Below are 23,678 nucleotides of genomic sequence, written 5' to 3'. Positions count from 1 at the left end.
GCTCGCCGGGCTCGGTGGCTACGCTGGCGCCATGCCCGAGTTCATCTACGTGATGTCGCGTGCCCGCAAGGCGCACGGCGACAAGGTCATCCTCGACGACGTCACGCTGTCGTTCCTGCCCGGCGCCAAGATCGGCGTCGTCGGCCCGAACGGTGCGGGGAAGTCGTCGGTGCTGAAGATCATGGCCGGCCTGGACCAGCCGTCCAACGGCGAGGCGCGCCTCACGCCGGGGTACTCGGTGGGCATCCTCATGCAGGAGCCGGAGCTCGACGACTCCAAGACCGTCCTCGGCAACGTCGAGGAGGGCGCCGGCGAGACCAAGGCCAAGCTCGACCGGTACAACGAGATCTCCGCCGAGATGGCCGAGCCGGACGCCGACTTCGACGCCCTCATGGCCGAGATGGGCCAGCTGCAGGAGGCGATCGACGCGGCCGACGCGTGGGACCTCGACTCCCAGCTCGAGCAGGCGATGGACGCGCTGCGCTGCCCGCCGCCGGACGCCGACGTCTCCGTCCTCTCCGGCGGTGAGCGCCGCCGCGTCGCCCTGTGCAAGCTGCTGCTGCAGAAGCCGGACCTGCTCCTGCTCGACGAGCCGACGAACCACCTCGACGCCGAGTCGGTCCTCTGGCTCGAGCAGCACCTCGCCTCGTACGCCGGCGCGGTCGTCGCCGTGACGCACGACCGGTACTTCATGGACAACGTCGCCGGCTGGATCCTCGAGCTCGACCGCGGTCGCGCCTACCCCTACGAGGGCAACTACTCGACCTACCTCGAGAAGAAGCGCGCCCGGCTCGACGTCCAGGGCAAGAAGGACGCCAAGCTCGCCAAGCGCCTCGCCGAGGAGCTGGAGTGGGTCCGCTCGAACGCCAAGGCGAAGCAGACCAAGTCGAAGGCCCGTCTGGCCCGCTACGAGGAGATGGCCGCCGAGGCCGAGCGCACCCGCAAGCTCGACTTCGAGGAGATCCAGATCCCCCCGGGCCCGCGCCTGGGCAGCAAGGTCATCGAGGTCTCGAACCTCAGGAAGGGCTTCGGCGACCGCGTCCTCATCGACGGTCTCTCCTTCACGCTGCCGCGCAACGGCATCGTCGGCGTCATCGGCCCGAACGGCGTCGGCAAGACGACCCTCTTCAAGACGATCGTCGGCCTCGAGGAGCCGGACGCCGGGTCCGTCGACATCGGCGACACCGTCGAGATCTCCTACGTCGACCAGAGCCGCGGCGGGCTCGACCCCGAGAAGAACCTCTGGGAGACGGTCTCCGGCGGCCACGACTACATGCAGGTCGGCAACGTCGAGATCCCGAGCCGGGCCTACGTGAGCCAGTTCGGCTTCAAGGGCCCGGACCAGCAGAAGAAGGCCGGCATCCTCTCCGGCGGCGAGCGCAACCGCCTCAACCTCGCGCTCACCCTCAAGGAGGGCGGCAACCTGCTCCTGCTCGACGAGCCGACGAACGACCTCGACGTCGAGACCCTCGGCTCGCTCGAGAACGCGCTCCTGGACTTCCCCGGCTGCGCCGTCGTCATCAGCCACGACCGCTGGTTCCTCGACCGGGTCGCGACGCACATCCTCGCCTACGAGGGCACCGCCGCGAACCCGGCCGCCTGGTACTGGTTCGAGGGCAACTTCGAGGCCTACGAGAAGAACAAGGTCGAGCGGCTCGGCGAGGACGCGGCACGCCCGCACCGGGTCACGTACCGGCGCCTCACCCGCGACTGACCGGCGCCCGTGTCCTCCCCGCCCGCACCGCACGTCGTCTCCGTCGTCGTCCCGGTCTACCAGGGCGCGCGGACGCTGCCCCGCCTCGTCGGTGAGCTGGCGGCCTCGCGCAGCCCGCGGACCACTCCGGGAGGCCGGTCCTACCGCGTCGAGGAGGTCCTCCTCGTCGACGACTGCGGGCCGGACGGCTCGGACGCGGTGATCCGCACCCTCGCGGCGCAGCACGACTGGGTCCGGCCGGTCTGGCTGAGCCGCAACTTCGGCCAGCACGCCGCCACGCTCGCGGGGGTCTCCGCCTCCGGGGGCGAGTGGGTCGTGACGATGGACGAGGACGGCCAGCACGACCCCGAGGACATCGGCGTCCTCCTGGACGTCGCGATGGACGAGCAGGCCGACGTCGTCTACGCCCGGGCGACGAACGAGCCGCCGCACGGCACCGCCCGCAACCTCGCGTCGCGCTCGGCCAAGCGCCTCGTCGAGCGGCTCGCGCGCGGCGCCCGGGCCGGGGACTTCAACAGCTTCCGCCTCGTCCTCGGCGAGGTCGCGCGCTCGGTCGCCGCCTACGCCGGTCCGGGGATCTACCTCGACGTCGCCATCGCGTGGGTGGCCCGGCGCACCGCGACGGCCCCCGTCGCCATGCGCTCGGAGGGCGAGCGGTCCTCGGGCTACGACGCCCGACGGCTCGTCTCGCACTTCTGGCGGCTCGTCCTGTCCAGCGGGACCACGCCCCTGCGGTGGGTGAGCTTCACCGGTGCCGCCGCGGTGGTCCTCGCGCCGCTCGTCGCGGTCGTCCTCGCGCTCGGGCGCGTCGTGAACCAGTGGCAGGTGCCCGGCTGGACCTCGACGATGATCCTGCTGATGATCGCGACCGGCGCGATCCTCTTCGCCCTCGGCGTCATCGCCGAGTACGTGGGGATGGCGGTGAACATGGCGATGGGCAAGCCCCTCTACCTGCCGGTGCGCGACCGCCGCGACGGGCCCCTCGGCCGGGACGGCGCGTGACCGGTCCGCTGGCCTGGGTCGTCGGTGCCGGCGGTCTCGTCGGGCGACGGGTCGTCGCCGAGCTGGAGCGGTGCGGCTGGACCGTCCGGGGCGCGCGGGTGCCCTGGGAGGACGAGGCCGCGGCGCTGCGGGCGCTGCTCGAGCAGGCCGACCGTTTCGCCGTCGACCGCGGGGGCCGGCGGTGGGCGCTCGTGTGGTGCGCCGGCGCCGGGGTCGTCGCGACCGGCCAGGACGCGCTCGACGCCGAGGAACGGGTGCTCGGCGGTCTGCTCGACCACCTCGACCGGCTCCCCGGCGCGGACGAGGGGACGCTGTTCCTCTGCTCCTCGGCGGGCGGGCTGTACGCCGGTGCGGACGGCGCCCCCTTCACCGAGGACACCACCCCGGCGCCGCTCGTGCCCTACGGCCGCGCCAAGCTGCGGGCGGAGGACCGCGCCGCCCTGCACGCCCGTCGCACGGGCACGCGGGTGGTCCTCGGCCGGATCGCCAACGTCTACGGTCCGGGCCAGCGGCTCGGCAAGCCCCAGGGGCTGGTCTCCCAGCTGTGCCTCGCCGACGCCCGCGGCACCCCCCTGCCGGTGTACGTCTCGCTCGACACGATCCGCGACTACGTGTACGTCGACGACCTCGCCGCGATGGTCCGGGCCTGCCTCGACCTCGCCGCCCACGGACCGCCGGGCACCGTGACCGTCAAGGTCCTCGCCTCGGGGGTCCCCGCCACCGTCGGCCACCTCGTCGGGGAGGCCCGCAGGGTCTTCCACCGGCCGCTGCGCACGATCACCGTGCCCGGCGGCACCGGCCAGGTGCTCGACCTCCGGCTGCGCTCGGTGCGCTGGACCGAGGTCGACGTGCTCGCCCGCACCCCGCTGGCGGCGGGGCTGGCCGCGACCGCCGAGGACGTGCGGCGCCGCGTCGTCGCCGGCACCCCGCTGGACGCCGCGTAGGCCCGGTCCTCAGTCCGGGGGACGGTGTGCGGCGACGAAGACCGAGGACCCGAACGGCAGGTCGCGCCGGCGCAGCACCCAGCGGTCGGCCCGGGCGAGCTCGCGCAGCGCCGCGTTGACCGGGCGTGGCACCTTCGGGACCTCGACGATGTCGACGGCCGAGTCGTGCCGTGCACCCCGCGCCCGTCGCAGCAGGCGCTCGGCGGCGAACATCGGGAACACCGACGCGAAGGCGTACGTCGCCCGGTCGACGACGAACCCGGCGTCGCGCAGCGCACGGACCGCGCGGGGACGGGTGTACCGCCGGTGGTGGCCGTTCGCCACGTCGAAGTCGGACCAGGCCCACGTGTAGGCCGGCACCGACATGACGAAGCGGCCCCCGGGACGCAGCACGCGGTGCACCTCGGCGAGGGCGACGTCCTCGGGGTCGCAGTGCTCGACGACGTCGAAGGCCGCCACCGCGTCGAAGGTCGCGTCGGGGAACGGCAGGGCGAGGGCAGACCCGCAGACCCCGTCGGACCCGAGGCCGCGCGGGTCGATGTCGAGCGAGACGGTGCGAAGGGTCGAGGTCCGGAACCAGCCGGCGCTCGGCCCGTCGGCGCTGCCCATGTCGAGGGCGAGGGCGGACCCGTCCACGCCGTCGCGCAGGGTCGCCTCGAGGAGGTCGGAGCGGGCGACGTACCACCAGTAGTCGGGGGTGGCGATGGAGGCGGACCCGCCGTGTCCCGGTGTGCTCGTCACGCCCGGAACCCTATCCGGCGTGGCGGCGGACCAGTCGGACGGCGAGCTCCCCGTAGAGCCGCTCGATGGACTCCGGGGTGCGGCGCTGGCCGGGGGAGTACCAGCGGGCGACGTCGATGGCGGTCGAGAGGAGCGCGAGCGCGGTGCCGCGGACGTCCTCGACGTCGAACTCCCCGGAGGCGACACCCGCGGCGAGGACGTCGGCGACGACGCCGTCGATCTCGCGCCGCAGGTCGAGCACCTGCTCCTGGTGCTCCGGCCCGAGGTGCCGGAACTCGAACTGGACGATCCGGCCGAGCTGGTGGTGCTCGGCGTGCCAGCGGGAGAAGCCGCCGATGATCGCCCGCAGCGCCTCGGTCGGGTCGGCGGCGTCCCGGGCCGCGGCGACGAGGAGGTCCCGCGCGCGCAGGTGGCCGCGGCGGCTCAGCTCGAAGAGGAGGACCTCCTTGGAGGCGAAGTGGACGTACACCCCGGCAGGGGAGAGGCCCGCACGCGAGGCGATGTCGCGCGTCGTCGTCGCCGAGAAGCCCCGCTCGGCGAAGGCGTCGGCGGCGGCGACCATGATCCGCACCGCCGTCTCGGCGGCGTCCGAGCCGCCGTCGGGCCGCCCGCCCTCCGGGGCGAGGGCGTCGAGCACGGCGGCGTCGGCGGGGGAGGTGGGCGTCGTCACGGTTGACAGCATGCCGCACGCGCGCGACACTAAGCAAGCGCTTAGTCACAGGCGGCGCAGCCCAGCATCCGAGACCGAGGAGCCCGACGCAGATGCCCCGCAACCTCTACGACGCCGAGCACGAGGACTTCCGCGCCTCCGTCCAGGAGTTCGTCACCCGCACGCTCGAGCCGCGGGCCGAGCAGATGCTCGAGGTGAAGTCCGTGGAGCGGGACCTGTGGAAGGAGGCCGGCGCCGTCGGCCTCTTCGGCCTCGACATCCCCGAGGAGTTCGGCGGGATGGGCGCCGAGGACTACCGGTTCAACGCCATCGCCGCCGAGGTCATCGCCGGCTTCAACTTCGCCGTGTCCTCGTGCTTCGGCATCCACTCCGACGTCTGCCCGCCGTACATCGTCGACCTCGGCACCGAGGAGCAGAAGAAGCGGTGGCTGCCCGGGATGGCCCAGGGCGACCTCATCGCCGCCATCGCGATGACCGAGCCGTCCGGCGGGTCCGACCTCGCGGCCCTGAAGACGACCGCCGTCCGCGACGGCGACGACTGGGTGCTCAACGGCAGCAAGACCTTCATCACGAACGGCTACCAGGCCGACCTCGTCATCGTCGCCGCCCGGACCGACCCGTCCAAGGGTGCCAAGGGCATCAGCCTGCTCGTCGTCGAGGAGGGCATGCCCGGCTTCACCCGCGGCCGCAAGCTCGACAAGGTCGGCCAGGAGGAGGCCGACACCTCCGAGCTGTTCTTCGAGGACGTGCGGGTCCCGCACGCCAACCTCCTCGGCGAGGAGGGCATGGGCTTCGTCGCGATGATGCAGCGCCTGCCGCAGGAGCGGATCGGGGCCGCCGTCGCCAACACCGCGCACGCCTTCCAGATGTTCCGCGAGACGGTGGAGTACACCAAGGAGCGCAAGGCCTTCGGCCAGCCGGTGGGGTCCTTCCAGCACAACAAGTTCAAGATGGCCGAGCTGCTCACCCAGCTCGAGGTCACCCAGGCCTACGTCGACGACTGCGTCGCCGCGCACGCCGAGGGGAAGCTGACGCCGGTCGACGCCGCGAAGGCGAAGTGGTTCAGCGCCCAGGTGCAGAACGCCGTCCTCGACGAGTGCGTCCAGCTGCACGGCGGGTACGGCTTCATGAACGAGTACCGCGTGGCCCGCGCCTGGCGGGACGCCCGCGTCTCGAAGATCTGGGCCGGCTCGAACGAGATCATGAAGGAGCTCATCGGCCGCGACCTCGGCCTCTGAGCGCCCCCACACGACGCCGCGCCCACCAGTGGGCGCGGCGTCGTCGCGTGCGGTGGCCTCAGAGCAGGTCCGGCAGGTCGCGGACCTGCTGCACGACCACCGGAGGGACCGAGGCCTCGCCGCCGACGACGACGAGCCGGACCGGTTCCATGCGCTGCAGCGCGGCCGCGGTCGCCGCAGGGAGCACGCTCGCACGGGTGAGCAGGATCGGCCGTGTGCCGGAGGACACCGAGGACAGGCTCAGCGCGTCGGGGAAGGTCTCGCCGGACGCGAGGAACGGGCTGCGGCCCGACCCGTCGGTGGTCATCTCCCGAGCCAGCCGCGCCGCGAGGTCGTAGCGGTCCGTCCCGGCCACGCGCCGCACCGACCCCGTGGGGCCGACGATCGCCCGGATCCGTCCCAGGACGTCCCTGGACACGGTGCCGGTGCCCCCGACGACGACGACCTCGCTCGGGCGAATCGCGCGCAGACGGTCCGCCGTCGCGGGTGGCAGGCGGTCCCCGCGGGTGAGGAGCAGGGGTGCGTCGTCGCCCTTGGCGGCCGGGGCCGCGACGAGCCCGTCGGCGAACACCTCGCCGGAGGCGACATACACGGTGGACCAGGAGGCGTGCGTCGACGCCGTGAGGTTGGCCGCCACCTCGTACCGGTCGGCCCCGCCGACTCGCTCCACGGCTCCGGTCAGCGGTCGCACGGCCCGCACGACCTCGTCGGACACCGACGCCCGGCCACCGAGGACCACTATCCGGGCGGGACGGATCCGACGCAGCTCCGCCAGGGTCTCGGCGGGGACCACGCTCGGTTCCGTGAGGAGGACCGGGGCGTGCGTCGAGGTGAACGGCCCGACGCTCAACGAGTCGGCGAACGACCGCCCCGAGGCGAGGTAGACCGTGTCCGGCGAGCCGGTGGCCTGCCGCGAGATCTCGGCCGCCACGGCGTACCGGTTCCTCCCGGACCAGCGGGTCACCGGGAGCGGAGTCGTCGTGCGGTACACCCGGTTCACCTCGAGGTCGGGGACGGTGAGCCGGTACAGCCCGTCGCACACGTCGACCGGCGGCGCGCAGCCGAGGACGAACCCGTCCCCGACGAAGCCGGCGCTCGTCTGACCGATGGGGAGGTGGCGGGTCGTCCCCGGACCGTCGACGGGGACGTGGTGCGCCTCGCAGCCGACCGGGCTCACCCGCAGGCAGACGAAGGAGGAGTCAGGCGACACGGCCGCGCTGTCCATGCCGACCCCGGTCGGCAGCTCGACGACCGGCGAGCGGAGAGCGCCGTCGTAGCGGTCCACGACCGCGGGCCAGATCGTCCTCCCGGTGGCCGTGTCGTACCCGTAGGTGAGGACGAGGGAGGAGGCGCCGTTCACCGCATAGGGGCGCAGCGCGGTCCGCACGTCGCCGTCGTACGGCTCGGAGCGCAGCACCGCCGGGCCGGTGCCGTCGAAGGGGACGCGGACGACGGCGGTCGCCACCCCGGGGCGGTCGGTCCCCACGACGAGCGCGGAGGCGTCACACGCGCTCTTGACGACGGACCCCTCGACGCTCCCGAGCTCGGTGCGGGACCCGTCCGTGCGGACGAGCACGAGGTGCTCCGTGCCGTCGTCGGCGCCGACGCCGACCACCCAGCCTCCCGGCGCCGCCGAGAGGACCCGACCCTCGGGCACCGGCGCGGTGCCCGAGTCGTCCGAGGTCAGCGAGTACCAGAGGACGTGCGTGACGCCGTCGAGGGTGGCGGGGGCCCGGGTCGAGACCGCGACGTCGGCGCAGACGGTGAGGGTCCGGTCGTCGTCCCGGGGAGAGGGGTCGGCGTCCTTCGGCAGCGGGTACCGGCGCAGCAGGGCGCCCTCGGCGGAGACGACGTCGAGGTGGCCGGCACTGGTGAACGACCGCGTGCTGGTGAGGACGCTGCCGGCCGGGGTGTGGCCGACCGTCGTCAGTGGTTCCCGGACCCCGAGCGCGACTGCCGGCGGTGGGGCCGTGGCGCCCGCGACGAGAAAGGCGCCGGCCAGCGCGACGACGAGACCCACGACAGTGGTCCGACGCACCCGTCGGGCGGGAGGGGCGGTCGGCATGGTCAGCTCCCGAGATACCGGCTCGCGCCCCCGAGGCGTCTGCTCCGGTGCCGAGGGTAGGGCCATGGGCTGCCCGCGACGTGCCGAACTGCGAGAACTCGCAGGAGCATGTGGATGGGTCGTCCCCTCGGACGGGTCACGACGCTCCTCGGCGCCGTGGCCCCGTCCCGGGCGGATCCGTCGGGGGCGGCGACCGGACGGTAGGTTGGGACATCTCGCGCGGGGACCCCGCGCGGTGCCGGCAACGACGCTGGCCTGCGGTGACACCTCACGGAAGGCATTCAGTGGAGATCTGGCCTGGGACGGCGTACCCCCTCGGCGCCACGTACGACGGCAGCGGCGTCAACTTCGCCCTCTTCAGCGAGGTCGCGGACCGGGTCGAGCTCTGCCTGGTCGACGACGACAACGTCGAGACCCGGATCGAGATGCCCGAGGTCGACGGCTTCGTGTGGCACGGCTACGTCCCGAACATGCAGCCCGGCCAGCGCTACGGCTACCGCGTGCACGGACCGTACGAGCCGGAGAACGGCCACCGCTGCGACCCGAGCAAGCTCCTCCTCGACCCGTACGCGAAAGCCGTCGAGGGCCAGGTCAGCCCCGACCAGGCGCTCTTCAGCTACGAGTTCGGCAACCCGAAGAAGCGCAACACCGAGGACAGCCTCGGCAAGACGATGCTCGGCGTCGTCACCAACCCCTACTTCGACTGGGGCCACGACCGCCCGCCGCGGCACGAGTACCACGAGAGCGTCATCTACGAGGCCCACGTCAAGGGCCTGACGATGACCCACCCGGACATCCCCGAGGAGATCCGCGGGACGTACTCGGCGATCGCCCACCCGGCCGTCATCGAGCACCTCACCGAGCTCGGGGTCACCGCGATCGAGCTCATGCCGGTCCACCAGTTCGTCCAGGACACCTCGCTCCAGGAGAAGGGCCTGACGAACTACTGGGGCTACAACACGATCGGCTTCCTCGCCCCGCACAACGGCTACGCCCGCTCCGACCACGGGGAGCAGGTCACCGAGTTCAAGGCGATGGTCAAGGCGCTGCACGAGGCGAACATCGAGGTCATCCTCGACGTCGTCTACAACCACACCGCCGAGGGCAACGACTACGGTCCGACGATCTGCTTCAAGGGCATCGACAACGCCGCGTACTACCGGCTCGTCGACGAGGACAAGCAGCACTACTACGACACGACGGGCACCGGCAACAGCCTGCTCATGCGCAACCCGCACGTCCTGCAGCTCATCATGGACTCGCTGCGCTACTGGGTGACCGAGATGCACGTCGACGGCTTCCGCTTCGACCTCGCGGCGACGCTGGCGCGCCAGTTCCACGAGGTCGACAAGCTGTCGGCGTTCTTCGACCTCATCCAGCAGGACCCGGTGATCTCGCAGGTCAAGCTCATCGCCGAGCCGTGGGACATCGGCGAGGGCGGCTACCAGGTCGGCGGCTTCCCCCCGCTGTGGACCGAGTGGAACGGCAAGTACCGCGACACCGTCCGCGACTTCTGGCGCGGGGTGCCGAGCACCCTCGGCGAGTTCGCCTCCCGGATCACCGGCTCGAGCGACCTCTACGAGCACAACGGCCGCAAGCCGATCGCCTCGATCAACTTCGTCACCGCGCACGACGGGTTCACCCTGCGCGACCTCGTGTCGTACAACGACAAGCACAACGACGCCAACGGCGAGGACGGCCGCGACGGCGAGTCGCACAACCGGTCCTGGAACTGCGGCGTCGAGGGCCCGACGGACGACCCGGAGGTCAACGCGCTCCGGGTGCGCCAGCAGCGCAACTTCCTCGCGACGCTGCTGTTGAGCCAGGGCGTCCCGATGCTCGCCCACGGCGACGAGATCGGCCGCACCCAGGGCGGCAACAACAACGTGTACTGCCAGGACAACGACATCTCCTGGGTCGACTGGGACCTCGACGACGAGCAGCGCCGGCTCTACGCCTTCACCGCGGCCGTCGCCCGGCTCCGGCACGAGCACCCCGTCTTCCGACGGCGCCGGTTCTTCGACGGCAGCGCCGACCACGGCGGCGAGTCCGACCGCGGCGACATCGCGTGGTTCCAGCCGGGCGGTGAGGCGATGGCCGAGACCGACTGGTCGGACAACGAGGCCCGGAGCATGACGGTCTACCTCAACGGCCTGGCCATCCCCGGCCCCGACCAGTACGGACGGCCGATCACGGACGACGACTTCCTCGTCCTCTTCAACGCCGACCACGATCCCCTCGACTTCGTCCTCCCGCCGCAGGAGTACGGCCCGCGGTGGTGCGTCGAGATCGACACCGCCGCCGACGAGCCGGACACCGGGTGGCACGAGGCGCAGGGGTCGGTCCCCGTCCAGCCGCGCTCCCTGGTCGTCCTGCGCAACCCCCGCGAGACCTCGGCCGTCGCGGCCGGCACGTCCGCCGCCACCTCGACCCGGAGCTGATGCCCGTGGCCGTCCACCGCCCCGACCCCGCCCGCGTCGTCCCCACCGCCACGTACCGGCTCCAGGTGCACGGCGGCTACGGGTTCGACGCCGCGGCCGACCAGGTGCCCTACCTCGCCGCGCTCGGGGTCTCGCACGTCTACCTCAGCCCGATCCTCCAGCCGGCCCCGGGCTCGACCCACGGCTACGACGTCCTCGACCACACGCGGGTCGCCACCGAGGCGGGCGGCCGGGGGGCGTTCGAGCGGCTCGTCGAGGCGTGCCACGAGCACGGGCTGGGCATCGTCGTCGACGTCGTCCCCAACCACATGGCGGTGCCGTCGCCGGAGCACCTCAACGCCCCGTTCTGGTCGCTGCTGCGGGAGGGTGCCCGCTCGCCCTACGCGTCCTGGTTCGACGTCGACTGGGTCGCCGAGGACTCCCGCATCCTCATGCCCGTGCTCGGCGGCACGCTCGAGCAGGTCGTGGAGCGCGGCGAGCTCGTCCTCGCCGACGACGGCGGTCCGGGGGGCACCGAGCACGTGCTGCGCTACTACGAGCACGAGTTCCCCGTCGCCCCGGGCACCGAGGACCTCCCGCTCACCGACCTCGTCGACGCCCAGGCCTACCGCCTCACGACGTGGCGCGAGGACGAGGCCGTCAACTACCGTCGCTTCTTCGACGTCACCTCGCTCGTGGCCGTCCGGGTCGAGGACCCCGTCGTCTTCACCGCGAGCCACGCCCTGCTCCTCGCCCTCCACGGGCACGGCGAGGTCGACGGCTTCCGGATCGACCACCCCGACGGCCTCGCCGACCCCGGTGGCTACCTCGAACGGCTCGCCGAGTCGACGGGGGACGCGTGGGTCGTCGTCGAGAAGATCCTCGAGGGGGAGGAGCGGCTGCCCGAGTCGTGGCGGTGCGCCGGGACGACCGGCTACGACGCGCTGCTGCGCGTGCAGCAGGTGCTGACCCCCGGCGACCCGTCCGGCACGCTCGACCGGCTCTGGGCCGAGGTGGCCCCGCAGCACGTCGACCTCGACGCCGTCGTCACCGAGAGCAAGCGGCTCGTCGTCGACGACGTCCAGGCCGCCGAGGTCGACCGCCTCATGCGGCTGGCGCGCCGGGTCCTGCCGGACGCCGACGCCGCGGCGCTGCGGCGGGCGCTCGAGGCGCTGCTCGTCTCGATGGACCGGTACCGCGCCTACGTCGTCCCGGGCCGGCCCGTCGACCCGGAGCAGGCGGCCGTCGTCGACGACGCGGCCGCCCGGGCCCGCGCGCTGCTCGCGCCGAGCGACGTGGACGCCCTCGACCTCGTCGTGCGGCTCGTCCTCGACCGGGACGTCCCGGAGGCGGCCACCGACACCGGCCGGGTGGCCGACGAGCTGCGCGTGCGCTTCCAGCAGACGTGCGGCCCCGTCATGGCCAAGGGCATCGAGGACACCGCGTTCTACCGCTGGTTCCGGCTCGCCGGGGCCAACGAGGTCGGCGGGCACCCGCAGACGCTGTCGCTGGAGGCCGAGGACTTCCACGCGTGGTGCGCGCGTCAGCAGGCGGAGTGGCCGACGTCGATGACGACCCTCACGACGCACGACACGAAGCGGTCCGAGGACACCCGGGCCCGGCTCATGGTGCTCGCCGAGGACGCCGACGGCTGGGAGCGGTGGCTCGCCGGTGCCCGCGAGCTCGCCGGCCCCCACCGCACCCCGCGGGTCGACCCGCCGACGGAGTACCTCGTCTGGCAGACCCTCGTCGGGACCTGGCCGATCTCCGGCGCCCGGCTCGAGGAGTACCTCCTCAAGGCGGTCCGCGAGGCCAAGGTGCACACGGCGTGGGTCGACGGCAACACCGACTACGAGGACGAGGTCGTCGCCTTCGCGCGCGCCCTCGGCCGCGACCTCGCCGTCCACGAGCACCTCGACGCGTGGACCGTCCCGCACGAGCCGTCGGTGCGGGCGAACATCCTCGGTCAGAAGCTGCTGCAGCTGACGATGCCCGGCGTGCCGGACGTCTACCAGGGCTGCGAGATCGGGATGCTCTCGCTCGTCGACCCGGACAACCGCCGTCCCGTCGACTGGGCCGACCGGTCCGAGCGCCTGCAGCGGGTCCTCGACGACGAGCCGTGCTTCGACCTCGACGACGACAAGATGCGGGTGTCGGCGCTCGCGCTGCGGCTGCGCCGGGACCACCCGGAGTGCTTCGTCGGCGAGGACGCGACGTACGAGGGGCTCGAGGTCGGCGACCCGCACGCCCTCGCCTTCGCCCGCGGCGACGCGTCCGGGCCGCAGGTCGTCACCGTCGTCACGCGGGGTGCCGGCCGGCTCGCCGACGCGGGCGGCTGGGGCGACGCGCGCGTCGCCGTGCGCGCGGGACGGTGGACCGACGTGCTCGCCGGGCGCGACCACGACGCGCGGGAGGACGGGCTGTCGCTCGCCGAGGTCCTCCTCGACCGGCCGGTGGCGCTGCTCGTGTCCGCCGACCTGCTGCCGACCGACGAGGAGGCGTCATGAGCACGGTCGTCGAGGTCTGGGCACCCTTCCCGGACCGGGTCGACATCGACTGGGCCCCCGCTGGGGACACCGGGACCCCGCGGCGCGCGGAGATGACCGCCGTCGGCGACGGCTGGTGGCGCTGGGAGGCCCCGCGCGAGGTGGGGGCCGTCGACTACGCCTTCGTCCTCGACGGCGAGGAGCCCGCCCTGCCGGACCCGCGCAGCGCCTGGCTGCCGGACACCGTCCACGGACCGAGCCGCACCGTCGACACGTCCGCCTTCGCCTGGACCGACGACGGGTGGCGCGGCCCCCAGGACGGGGCGGGCTCGCTCGGCGGCGTGTTCTACGAGCTGCACGTCGGGACCTTCACCCCCGAGGGCACGTTCGACGCCGCCCTCGAGCACCTGGACCACCTCGTCGACCTCGGGGTCGACGTCGTCGAGGTCATGCCCGTCGCCGCGTACCCCACCGACCGCGGGTGGGGCTACGACGGCGTCGGCCTCTACGCCGTCCAGCACTCCTCCGGCGGCCCGGAGGCGTTCGCCCGCTTCGTCGACGCCTGCCACGCCCGCGGTCTCGGGGTCTGCCTCGACGTCGTCCACAACCACCTCGGCGCGAGCGGCAACTACCTCGCCCGCTTCGGCCCGTACTTCACCGAGGCGCACGAGACGCCGTGGGGCCCGGCGGTCAACCTCGACCACGACGGCAGCGACGTCGTCCGCGAGTTCCTCCTCGAGAACGTCCGGCGCTGGTTCCGCGAGTTCCACGTCGACGCCCTGCGGCTCGACGCCGTCCACGAGCTCAAGGACGACTCGCCGCGGCACTACCTCGCCGAGCTGGCCGACGAGACGGCCGCGCTCGCCGGGCGTCTGGGGCGTCCCCTCGACCTCGTCGCCGAGTCCGACCTGAACGACACGGTGATGGTCACCCCGACCGCGGACGGCGGGCGGGGGATGACGGCGCAGTGGGACGACGACGTGCACCACGCGCTCCACGTCGCCCTCACCGGGGAGACCCAGGGGTACTACGCCGACTTCGCCGGGACGCCCGGCACCGACGAGCCGGACGCGCTCTCCGTGCTCGCGAAGGTGCTGACCCGGGGGTTCCTCCACGACGGGACGCACTCGTCGTTCCGGGACGCGACGTGGGGCGCCCCCGTCGACCGGGAGGCCCTCGACGCCCGCCGGCTCCTCGGCTACCTCCAGACCCACGACCAGGTCGGCAACCGGGCGACGGGCGAGCGCATCTCGGCACTCGTCGACGACCCGGCGCTCCAGGCCGCCGGCGCCGCCCTGTACCTCCTCGCGCCGACGACCCCGATGCTCTTCATGGGCGAGGAGTGGGCCGCGAGCACCCCGTGGCAGTTCTTCACGAGCTTCACCGACGACTGGCTCGTCGACGCCGTGCGGGAGGGGCGGCGGGCCGAGTTCGGCTCGCACGGTTGGGCCGCCGAGGACGTCCCGGACCCGCAGGACCCGGCGACCCGGGACCGCTCCGTCCTCGACTGGTCCGAGGTCGACCGGGACGCGCACGCCGACATGCTCGCCTGGTACACCGCCCTCACCGGCCTCCGCCGGCGGCTGCGGCCCGTCGGGCCGACCCGGCTCGCCGACGTCGAGGTCACCCACGACGCGGACGCGCAGTGGGTCCTCGTGCGACACACGCCGCGCGACGGTACGCCCTTCGCCGTCGTCGTCACCCTCGCCGGGGGCGCCGCCGTGCCGGTACCGGACGCCGGCGAGGTGCTCCTCGGATGGTCGGACGTCGACGTGGCGGACGGCGTGGTGCGGCATCGTGACACGACCGTGTCCGTCCTCTCGCTGGGCCACCGCTGACCGCTCGCTAGGGTGCCTGCGGCCGTCCACGTCGGGACGGTCACGACGAGGCGGAGGGTGCGATGCGGGCACGGGTGCTGCTCGTCCGCCGTGCCGGGGCCCACCCTCTGGCCGTCCTCGCCGTCACCGTCTCCGTCGCGATGGCGCTCGTCGTCGTCGTCGCCCTGCGCCTGCTCACCGCGACGATCGGGGACGCCGGGGTCCGCTCCGCGCTCGAGGTGCCGGCCGCCGACCGGTCCCTCGTCCTGTCCGGCACCCTCGACCCGGGGGACACCGCCGCCGTCGACGCCCTCGTCGCCGACGTCGGGGGCGGCCTGCCCGGGGCGCGGGTGACCCGCGTCTCGACGGTGACGTCCCGCGGCCTCCCGGGCCGCGCCGGGACCGACCGGGCCGCCCTCGCCGAGACCGACGGGCTCGCGGGCGCCGTCACCGTCGTCGACGGCCGGCTGCCGGCACCTCCCGAGGGGAAACCCGGTGTCGTCGAGGTGGTCCTGCCCGTGGCGGCCGCCGACGGGCTCGACGTCGCGGTCGGTGACCGCCTCGCCCTGACGGACCTCGTCGACGACGACGCGCCGCCCCTCGACGTCGAGGTCGTCGGCACCGTGCGGCCGGACGACGTCGACGCCGCGCTCTGGCTCGACCTGCCGCTCGGGGTCGTCGGCGTCACCTCGACGGAGTTCACGACCTACGGACCGTTCCTCCTGGCCCCGGGCACCCTCGACGGCGGCCTCCTCGGCCGCTCGTCGGCGACCTGGCGGGTCGAGCTCGGTCTCACGGGGGTGGACGCCGGCAGCCTCGACGGGGTCCGGGCCGACGTCGCGGAGGCCGTGACGACCCTGCGCCGCGAGTCGGGTCTGCCGCTCGTCGCGAACGACCCCGACACTGCCGCCCCGGCCACCGTGCCCCTCGACGGTGCCCGCGTCTCGACCGTCGTCCCCGCGGAGCTGGACGCTGCCCGGCTCGTCGCCGATCGCATCCGCGCGTCCCTGCTCACCCCGGTCCTCCTCCTCGCCCTCCTCGGCGGCACCGCGCTCGTCGGCTCGGCGGGCCTGCTCGCGGGGCTGCGCGAGGAGGAGACCCGGTTGTTGCGCGTCCGCGGTGCCTCGAGCACCCGGCTCGCCCGCCTCGGGCTCGGGGAGGCCCTCGCCGTCGCCGCCGTCGGCGTGCTCGTCACCCTCGCCCTCGCGCCGGGGACCACCCGGGCGGTGGCCGGGGTCCCCGGCCCGTGGTGGCGGCCGGCCGACGCCGTCGACCCCCTCCTGTGGTCGACGGTGCTGCCGCTCGCCGCGGGTGCCGTCGGTGTCGCCGTCGTCACCGGGCTCTGGGTCGGTCGGGACACCCGAGGACGGTCCTCGGCGCGGCTCGCGGCCGGGTCGGGGCTCGACCTCGCCCTCCTCGTCCTCGCCGCGCTGGCCCTCGTCCAGCTGCGCCGCTACGACGCGAGCGGGTCCACGACCGTCGACCCGCTCACCGGCGCGGCCCCGGCCCTCGTCGTCGCCGGGTTCTCGGTCCTCGCGCTGCGCCTCGTCCCGCTGCTGTCCCGGCTCGCCGTCAGGGCGGGCACCCGACGCCCCGGCCTGGACCTCGCGTGGGGCGGCTGGCAGCTGGCCCGGCGCGGCGCGCAGCAGACCGGGGTCATCCTCCTCGTCCTCCTCGCCTTTGGGATGGGCACGATCGCGCTCGCGCACGACGCCACCGTGACCCGCGCCATCGAGGACCAGTCGGCGTTCGAGGCCGGGGCGCCGTTGCGCGTCGACCGCGGGGTGCCCGGACGCACGTCCTCGACGACGGGGGCCGTCGTCGAGGAGGCCGCCGGCGCCGACCGGGTCGTGCCGGTGTCGCGCGGCACGACGAGCCTCGGCGGTCTCGACGGGGTCACCGTGCTCGGCCTCGACGCCTCGGCGGCCGGGACCGTCCTCGACCCCCGCGCCGACACCCTCCGTGGGGCGTCGTGGCCGGACCTCGCCGGGCGGCTCGCGGCGCAGGACCGCCCGCCGCCGGCGGTGCCGCTGCCGGAGGGCACCGAGCGGCTGACCCTCGAGCTCGCGGTCGACTCCCCGGTCGAGATCCGCCGGTTCGGGTTCCGTCGGGGGGACGGGTTCACCGGCGCCGTCCACGTCGAGGACGGCCGCGGCGTCGTCGCCGCGCTGCCGGTCGGCGGGATCGGCGAGCAGCGGCGCGCCGTCACGGTGGACCTCGGCTCGCGGCGCCTCACACCGCCGCTCGCGGTCGTCGGCGTCGAGGTCGACCTGCCGGATTTCGTCTCGGCGCTCGCCCCCGCCGGGTCGGTCCGGCTCGACCTCGGGCAGGTGACCGCCGACGGCCAGGAGGTGCCGGTGGACGGCCTCGTCGACGGCACCGACGACCGCGGTCTCTGGCTCGCCCTGCCACCGGCCGCCGACCGGCCGGTCCCCGTCCTCGCGACCCCCGCGGTCGCCGAGGCCCTGCAGGGCGAGGACGGTCGCCGGGTGCTCCTGCCGCTCGGTGGCCGGGAGGTCCCGGTCGAGGTCGTCGGCGTCGTCGACGCCCTGCCGACGGCGGCCGACCCGGCCGCCGGGGTGGCCCTCGACCTCGCGACCGTCGCGGCGACCCCCGAGGCGGGCGCGCCGGGCTCGTTCCGGTCGCGGACCGTCCTCGAGCCGGGGGAGTGGTGGAGCGCCCCCGCCGACGTCGAGGCCGCGGCCGCGCAGGTCCGGGCGGACGCCGCGTACGGCACCCGGGTCGTCGTCCGGGACGAGCTCGTTGCCGAGCGGCGGGCGGACCCCGTCAACGCGGGGATGCGCTCGGCGATGGCGCTCGTCGCCGGTGCCTCGCTCGTCCTCGCCGCGGTCGGCTTCGCGGCGAGCTCGACCGCGCTGGCCCGGCGACGGCGTGCGGAGAACGGCGTGCTCGTCGCCCTCGGCGTCCCGCCGGCGCGGCTCGCCCGGGTGCTCGAGGCCGAGCGGCTCGCGGTCGTCGTCGGCACGGTCGCCGTCGGTCTGCTCCTGGGCGCCGCCGCCGCGCTCGCGGTCGTCCCGCTCCTCGCCGGGGGAGACGGTCACCCGCAGGTCCCGGCCGTCGACGTCGTCCTGCCGCCGCTCACCGTCCTCGGGTTCGCCGGGGCGCTCACCCTCGTCCTCACGGTCCTCGGGTGGGTCGTCGTGCGGGACGACCGCCGACGGGGCCGGCCGCCGGGAGGTAAGTCGTGACCGGGCCGAGAACCCGCACCCTCCTCGTCCGTGGGCTCGCCGCAGTCCGGGGGCCGGTCGCGCTCATGGCGGTCCTGGGCCTGCTCGCCGGCGCGTTCCTCGTCACCGGCCCCCGGGTCGTGGACCGCAGCGCAGACGCCGCCCTCGGCGACCTCCTCGCCGGTGCACCGGCGGCCGCCCGCGAGGTCGGGGTGACCTCGCCGCCGTCGCGCCCGCTCGGCCCGCCGGCGACGGCCGACCCGCCGCGGGAGGGCCCGGTCGCCCCCTTCGAGGCCGTCGACGCCGTCCTGCGCGACGTCCTCGGGCCCGAGGTGTCCGGCCTCCTCGGGATGCCGACCTGGGCCGCCCAGTCCGAGCCCGCGGCCCTCCTCCGGCCCGGCGGCACGCCGCTGCGCCCCGACACCACCCGGGCCGTGCTCCGGGCGCAGAGCGGGCTCGACGCGCACGTCCGCTGGGTCGACGGCGGGGCGCCCGGGCCGGCGAACGACACCGGAACCACGCGGGCCGGGGGGACCCGGCACCCCGTCCGGGTCGTCCCGGTCGCCCTCGCCGCCGCCACCGCCCGCGCCTGGGGAGTCGCGGTCGGGGACGTCGTCGACGCCGTCCCGGAGGGCACCGCGGACCCCGTCCGGGTCGTCGTCACCGGGACCTTCACCCCGCTCGACCCCGGGGACGGCTTCTGGGCCGCCGAGCCCCGGATGGCCGGCCTCGCCGCGATCCCCGACCCGCTCGGCGGGGTCACCGAGGAGGCGGCGCTCGTCGCGGACGTCGCGAGCTACGGGGCGCTGTCGGACGCCCTGTGGCGCGCCGGGCCGGGCGTGCCACGCGACGCGGGGTCGCCCGTGCTCGCTGCGAGCTGGCGCTACCCGGTCGACGCCGGCCGCGTCCGGACCCGGGACGTGGGGTCGGTGCGCGCGCTCGTCACACGGCTCGACACCGACCCACGGCTGCGCAGCGTGCCAGGACGGACCCTCACCACGACGACCGGCCTCGGCGGGCTCGTCGACGAGCACGCGACGGCGCTCGCTGCGACGGCCGTCATGACGGGCTTCGCGACGACCGGTCTCACCGCCCTCACGGTGCTCGTCCTCGCTCTCACCGCGCTCGTCGCCCTCGCTCGCCGGGAGGCCGAGACGGCACTCCTGCGGGCGCGCGGCGGGTCGCTGCGCCGGCTGCTCGTCACGGGGGCGGTCGGGCCCGTCCTCCCCGTGGTCCTCGCGGCGGCGGCGGGAGCCGTCGCCGCTGCCATCGCGCTCCCGGGGACGACCGGCCGCACCGCGCTCGTCCAGGTGTCGGTCGTCGCCCTCGTCCCCGCACTGGCCGGGGCGCTGGCGCTCGTCGTCGGGGTGCGTGCGCGAGAGCGTCGGGACCCGGGATCGCACGCGGCCCGACGGGTCCGCGTCGTCCGCGTCCTGCGCCGGGCCGTCGGCGAGGCAGGCGTCGTCGTCCTCGCGGTCCTCGCCGTGACGACGGTCCGCTCCCGCGGGGCGGAGATCGCCTCGGGTCGTCAGGACTGGTTCGCCGCCCTCGTCCCGGTCCTCGTCGCCGCCGCTGCCGCGCTCGTCGTCCTCCGTGTGCTCCCGCCGCTCGCGCGACGTGCGGCCGGGGTCGCAGCCCGCCGCAGGGGCCTCGTCGCCTTCCTCGGACTCGCCCGGTCGGCCCGGGGCGGGGCGCGCGGCGCCCTGCCCGTCGTCACCGTCGTCGTCGGCGCGGCCGTGCTCACCCTCCTCGCGCAGCTGACGCTCACGCTGGACACGGAGCGGGAGACCGCCGCGCTCCGCACGGTCGGGGCGGAGGGCCGGGTCGACGCCCTGCGCCTGGACCCCGAGGACGTCGAGGCCCTCCTCGCCCGCCCCGGCGTCGGCTCCGTGCTCCCGGCGTACGTCGAGGCCGCCGAGGTCGTCCTCGCGGGGGAGTCGACGCCCGTCGTCCTCGTCGCGACCGACGTCGCCGCGTACGGCGCCCTCGTCGAGGGGACCGCGCTCGCCGTCCCGGACGCCCCGGCCGAGGGACAGGACGGCCCCGTCCCGGTCCTCGGCGGTCCCGGCCTCGCTCCCGGCACGGCCGACCTCGTCGTGCGGGGTCAGCGGGTCCCGATCCGCGTCGTGTCGAGGGACTCCGACCTCGTCCGGGTCGTCGACGGACGGTCCGCCCCCGCCGTCCTCGTCGACCTCGACGCGCTCCAGGACCCGGTGCCGGCCGTCCGCGCCGACACCGCCTTCCTCGACTCGGCCGGCGCCCGTGCCCTCCTCGGCGCGGCGGAGGACCCGGCGGAACTGACCCCCAGCGGCCGGGTCTCGGGCGTCGTCTCGGCGGACGCGGTCCGTGCGGACGTCGCCGGGCTGGCCCTGCCGCGGCTCGTCACGGGGACTTACCTCGTCGGTGCCGTCCTCGCGGCGGCCCTCACCCTCGTCGCGCTGCTCCTGCTCCTCGTGGCCTCCCGCGCCGAGCGGGCCGCGGCGGTCGCCCGGCTCCGGACGATGGGACTGCCCCGCGGGCGCGACCGCGCACTCGCCTGGGTCGAGGTGCTGCCCGTCGTCGCCCTCGGGGGGCTCGCCGGGGCCGCCGTCGGGCTGCTCGGCCCGACCCTCGTCGCCCCGGCGCTCGACCTCGCGCCGTTCACGGGGTCGCTCACCCGCCCGCCCCTCGACCCGAGCCCGCTCGTCGCGCTCGGGGTCGCCGCGGGCATCACCGCCCTCGGCGGCCTCGCCCTCGTCCTCGACGCCGCCGCCGCGCGGCGCGGCCCGCTCGCCGACCACCTGCGCAGAGGAGACACGGCATGACGACCACGACGTCACCCGGGGCGGCCCGCCCCGCCGCCCCGCACGAGGAGCCGGACATCCTCTGCGACAACCTCGTGCGGATCTACCGCACCGAGGGGATCGAGGTCGTCGCCCTCCAGGGTCTCGACCTGCGCGTCGAGCGGGGCGACCTCGTCGCGCTCGTCGGCGCCTCCGGGTCGGGCAAGTCGACCCTGCTCACCATCCTCTCCGGCCTCGACACCCCGAGCGCCGGCGTGGCCCGGGTCGCGGGGCACGACCTGTCGAGCACCGACCGGCGCGCCCGGCTGCGCTACCGCCGGCACACCGTCGGCTTCCTCTTCCAGCAGGCCGCCGCCAACCTGCTGCCCTACCTCACCGCCGCCGAGAACGTCGGCCTCCCGATGCTCCTCGCCGGGGTCGGCCGCCGGGAGCGGCCGCGCCGGGCCCGGGAGGTCCTCGACGTCCTCGGGGTGGGAGACGTCGCCGACCGTCGCCCCGCCGAGCTCTCCGGCGGCCAGCAGCAGCGGGTCGCCCTCGGTGTCGCCGTCGCGAACTCCCCACGGGTGCTGCTCGCCGACGAGCCGACGGGCGAGCTCGACAGCCGGAGCAGCGACGAGGTGTTCGAGGCGGTCCGCCGGGCCAACGAGGACCTCGGGACGACCGTCCTCGTCGTGACCCACGACCCACTGGTCAGCGAGCACGTCGCGCGGACCGTCGGCATCCGGGACGGACGGACCTCGACCGAGGTGCTCCGCCGGGACGGCGAGGCCGGGCTCGTCGCCGAGGAGTACGCCGTCCTCGACCGGGCGGGTCGCCTCCAGCTGCCGGCCGCGTTCACCGGTCGGCTCGGGCTGCGCGACCGGGTGCGGCTCGACCTCGAGCCCGACCACATCGCCGTCCGACCCGGGCACGACGGCGTCGACGGGAAGGAGGGCGCATGAGCGGCGACGGGACCGGGATGCGGGTCGCGGTCGAGGGCGTGCACCGGACGTACGGCGCGGGCCCGACGGCGGTGCGGGCCCTGCGCGGGGTCGGGTTCACGGTCCGGCCGGGTGAGCTCGTCGCGGTCCGGGGACGCTCGGGCTCGGGCAAGACGACGCTGCTCAACGTCGTCGGCGGCCTCGACCGGTGCGACGCCGGGACGGTCCGTCTCGACGACGAGGTGGTGACGGCGATGTCCGACGACGATCTCCTCGCCCTGCGCCGCGGGCCGGTCGCCCACGTCTTCCAGTCCTTCGGGCTCGTCCCGGTCCTCACCGCCCGGGAGAACGTCGGGGTGCCGCTGCGGCTGCGCGGGACGGAGCCGCAGGAGCGCGAACGGCGCGTCGGCGCGGTCCTGGACCGGGTGGGCCTCGGCGGACACGGGGAGCACCGGCCGGACGAGCTGTCCGGCGGTCAGCAGCAGCGGGTGGCGCTCGCCCGGGCGCTCGTGTCCCGGCCCCGACTGCTGCTCGCGGACGAGCCGACGGGGCAGCTCGACTCCGAGACGGGGCGCGAGGTGATGTCGCTCATCGCGAGGCTGGCCGTCGAGGAGTCGATGACGACGGTCGTCACGACGCACGACCCCGCGCTGCTCGGCCTCGCCGACCGGGTGCTCACGATCGCCGACGGGGTCGTCACGGACGAGGGGTGAGGCCCTCCGGGACGCGGACCATGCCCTCCTGGGCGACGCTCGCGACGAGGACCCCGTCGGCGGAGAACATCCGCCCGATGCCGAGCCCGCGGCCGCTCTGGGCCGACGGCGAGCTCTGCGCGTAGAGGACCCAGTCGTCGGCCCGGGCCGGGCGGTGGAACCACATCGCGTGGTCCAGGCTCGCCATCTTCAGCCCGGGCGTCGTCCACGGCAGCCGGTGCCGGCGCAGGATGGTCTCGAGCAGCGAGTAGTCCGAGGCGTAGGCGAGGACGGCCTCGTGGACGAGCGGGTCGTCCGGCAGCGACCCGACGGTCCGCATCCACACGTGCTGGTACGCGGAGGCCTCGGCCGGGGGCTCGGCGAAGATGTTCCCCTCGACGTGGCGTAGCTCGACGGCGCGGCGGGAGAGGTGCTTGGCCCGGGGGTCGTCGACGCCGGCGAACACGTCGGCGAGCGAGCGCAGCGTCTCGGCCGGGGGGACGTCCGGCATCTCGTCCTCGTGGTCGAGGCCGCCGTCGGGGGACTGGAACGAGGCGCTCATCGACAGGATCGGCTTGCCGTGCTGGATCGCGTGCACCCGCCGGGTCGAGAACGACCGGCCGTCGCGCATCCGCTCGACGCTGAAGGTGATCGGCTGGGTGTCGTCCCCGGGCCGCATGAAGTACGCGTGGATCGAGTGCAGCCGCCGCCCGGGGTCGGTGGCGGCGACGGTGCGGCCCGAGGCGACGACGCCCTGGGCGAGCACCTGACCGCCGAAGACCCGCCCGTGCGGCTGACGCTGGCTCTGGCCGCGGAAGAGGGTGATGTCCTCCGCGAAGGTCTCCGGCAGCTCGATCGCCGGGTCGGGGGAGCCCTCCCGGGGCTGGACGCTGACCCGCGCCGAGCCGAGCTCCTCGAGGTCGAGCGTGGCGAGGAGGTCCTCGAGCGGGTCGACGGGCGGCGGCTGCGGGGTCACGGCGTCACGATATCGGCGCGCG

The 23,678-nt window shown here is 74.9% G+C and carries 15 protein-coding genes; 11 read left to right on the top strand and 4 right to left on the bottom strand.

Going from position 1 to position 23,678, the window contains the following annotated elements; genetic code table 11:
- Positions 1-31 precede the first annotated feature (31 nt).
- Genes ettA through KC207_RS06275 form a run of 3 tightly spaced genes read left to right on the top strand, consistent with a single transcriptional unit; the run spans position 32 to position 3,660 of the window.
- Positions 32-1,714 carry an energy-dependent translational throttle protein EttA gene (gene ettA / locus KC207_RS06285; RefSeq protein WP_211602061.1) on the top strand — a complete coding sequence of 561 codons (1,683 nt, stop codon included), beginning with the start codon at positions 32-34 and terminating at the stop codon, positions 1,712-1,714.
- Positions 1,715-1,723: 9 nt separating this feature from the next.
- On the top strand, positions 1,724-2,716 hold the full coding sequence (locus KC207_RS06280) for a glycosyltransferase (protein ID WP_211602060.1): 993 nt from the start codon (positions 1,724-1,726) through the stop codon (positions 2,714-2,716).
- Positions 2,713-3,660 (top strand): NAD-dependent epimerase/dehydratase family protein, encoded by a 948-nt coding sequence (locus KC207_RS06275; protein WP_211602059.1) that lies wholly within the window; start codon positions 2,713-2,715, stop codon positions 3,658-3,660. Before KC207_RS06280 ends, KC207_RS06275 begins: the two co-directional genes overlap by 4 nt.
- A gap of 9 nt (positions 3,661-3,669) precedes the next feature.
- Here the strand turns inward: KC207_RS06275 and KC207_RS06270 are convergent, their stop codons facing one another.
- Together KC207_RS06270 and KC207_RS06265 are read right to left on the bottom strand one after the other, a co-directional pair.
- Positions 3,670-4,401: a class I SAM-dependent methyltransferase gene (locus KC207_RS06270; protein WP_211602058.1), complete on the bottom strand. Its 732-nt coding sequence runs from the start codon at positions 4,399-4,401 to the stop codon at positions 3,670-3,672.
- Between the two features lie 10 nt (positions 4,402-4,411).
- Positions 4,412-5,071: a TetR/AcrR family transcriptional regulator gene (locus tag KC207_RS06265; protein ID WP_249138595.1), complete on the bottom strand. Its 660-nt coding sequence runs from the start codon at positions 5,069-5,071 to the stop codon at positions 4,412-4,414.
- 92 nt (positions 5,072-5,163) lie between these two features.
- Between KC207_RS06265 and KC207_RS06260 the strand changes: the two genes are divergently transcribed.
- On the top strand, positions 5,164-6,309 hold the full coding sequence (locus KC207_RS06260) for an acyl-CoA dehydrogenase family protein (RefSeq protein WP_211602056.1): 1,146 nt from the start codon (positions 5,164-5,166) through the stop codon (positions 6,307-6,309).
- Between the two features lie 58 nt (positions 6,310-6,367).
- On the opposite strand, the gene KC207_RS06255 is transcribed toward KC207_RS06260, so the two are convergent.
- Entirely contained in the window at positions 6,368-8,374 is a 2,007-nt protein-coding gene (locus tag KC207_RS06255) for a cell wall-binding repeat-containing protein (protein ID WP_211602055.1), read from the bottom strand.
- Positions 8,375-8,658: 284 nt separating this feature from the next.
- Between KC207_RS06255 and glgX the strand changes: the two genes are divergently transcribed.
- From glgX to KC207_RS06220, 7 genes are all read left to right on the top strand, one after another.
- Complete coding sequence (gene glgX / locus KC207_RS06250) at positions 8,659-10,815, top strand: glycogen debranching protein GlgX (protein WP_211602054.1); 2,157 nt, start codon at positions 8,659-8,661, stop codon at positions 10,813-10,815.
- A complete protein-coding gene (gene treY / locus KC207_RS06245) occupies positions 10,815-13,301 on the top strand; it encodes a malto-oligosyltrehalose synthase (protein WP_211602053.1) in 2,487 nt (828 codons plus the stop codon). The genes glgX and treY overlap by 1 nt, the downstream gene beginning before the upstream one ends.
- The gene (gene treZ, locus KC207_RS06240) at positions 13,298-15,118 is read left to right on the top strand and encodes a malto-oligosyltrehalose trehalohydrolase (protein ID WP_211602052.1); all 1,821 of its coding nucleotides are present in this window, start codon (positions 13,298-13,300) and stop codon (positions 15,116-15,118) included. The genes treY and treZ overlap by 4 nt, the downstream gene beginning before the upstream one ends.
- 62 nt (positions 15,119-15,180) lie before the next feature.
- The gene (locus tag KC207_RS06235) at positions 15,181-18,306 is read left to right on the top strand and encodes an FtsX-like permease family protein (protein WP_211602051.1); all 3,126 of its coding nucleotides are present in this window, start codon (positions 15,181-15,183) and stop codon (positions 18,304-18,306) included.
- A complete protein-coding gene (locus KC207_RS06230; RefSeq protein WP_211602050.1) occupies positions 18,303-21,089 on the top strand; it encodes an FtsX-like permease family protein in 2,787 nt (928 codons plus the stop codon). Before KC207_RS06235 ends, KC207_RS06230 begins: the two co-directional genes overlap by 4 nt.
- Complete coding sequence (locus KC207_RS06225; RefSeq protein ID WP_211602049.1) at positions 21,086-22,009, top strand: ABC transporter ATP-binding protein; 924 nt, start codon at positions 21,086-21,088, stop codon at positions 22,007-22,009. Before KC207_RS06230 ends, KC207_RS06225 begins: the two co-directional genes overlap by 4 nt.
- Positions 22,006-22,701 carry an ABC transporter ATP-binding protein gene (locus KC207_RS06220; RefSeq protein ID WP_211602048.1) on the top strand — a complete coding sequence of 232 codons (696 nt, stop codon included), beginning with the start codon at positions 22,006-22,008 and terminating at the stop codon, positions 22,699-22,701. The genes KC207_RS06225 and KC207_RS06220 overlap by 4 nt, the downstream gene beginning before the upstream one ends.
- On the opposite strand, the gene KC207_RS06215 is transcribed toward KC207_RS06220, so the two are convergent.
- Positions 22,685-23,656 (bottom strand): acyl-CoA thioesterase, encoded by a 972-nt coding sequence (locus KC207_RS06215; protein WP_211602047.1) that lies wholly within the window; start codon positions 23,654-23,656, stop codon positions 22,685-22,687. The two genes, KC207_RS06220 and KC207_RS06215, sit on opposite strands and share 17 nt — an antisense overlap.
- Positions 23,657-23,678: the final 22 nt, after the last annotated feature.

Origin of the sequence: Phycicoccus avicenniae (assembly GCF_018139485.1) — a bacterium.
Lineage (GTDB): Bacteria > Actinomycetota > Actinomycetes > Actinomycetales > Dermatophilaceae > Phycicoccus > Phycicoccus avicenniae.
This window is presented reverse-complemented; position numbering and strand designations above follow the sequence as displayed.

Excerpts from the sequence above, each read along its gene's own strand:
- KC207_RS06225 (WP_211602049.1), top strand. The coding sequence starts at position 21,086 with ATGACGACCACGACGTCACCCGGGGCGGCCCGCCCCGCCGCCCCGCAC.
- treY (WP_211602053.1), top strand. The coding sequence starts at position 10,815 with ATGCCCGTGGCCGTCCACCGCCCCGACCCCGCCCGCGTCGTCCCCACC.
- KC207_RS06220 (WP_211602048.1), top strand. The coding sequence starts at position 22,006 with ATGAGCGGCGACGGGACCGGGATGCGGGTCGCGGTCGAGGGCGTGCAC.
- KC207_RS06255 (WP_211602055.1), bottom strand. The coding sequence starts at position 8,374 with ATGCCGACCGCCCCTCCCGCCCGACGGGTGCGTCGGACCACTGTCGTG.
- KC207_RS06235 (WP_211602051.1), top strand. The coding sequence starts at position 15,181 with ATGCGGGCACGGGTGCTGCTCGTCCGCCGTGCCGGGGCCCACCCTCTG.
- ettA (WP_211602061.1), top strand. The coding sequence starts at position 32 with ATGCCCGAGTTCATCTACGTGATGTCGCGTGCCCGCAAGGCGCACGGC.
- KC207_RS06260 (WP_211602056.1), top strand. The coding sequence starts at position 5,164 with ATGCCCCGCAACCTCTACGACGCCGAGCACGAGGACTTCCGCGCCTCC.
- treZ (WP_211602052.1), top strand. The coding sequence starts at position 13,298 with ATGAGCACGGTCGTCGAGGTCTGGGCACCCTTCCCGGACCGGGTCGAC.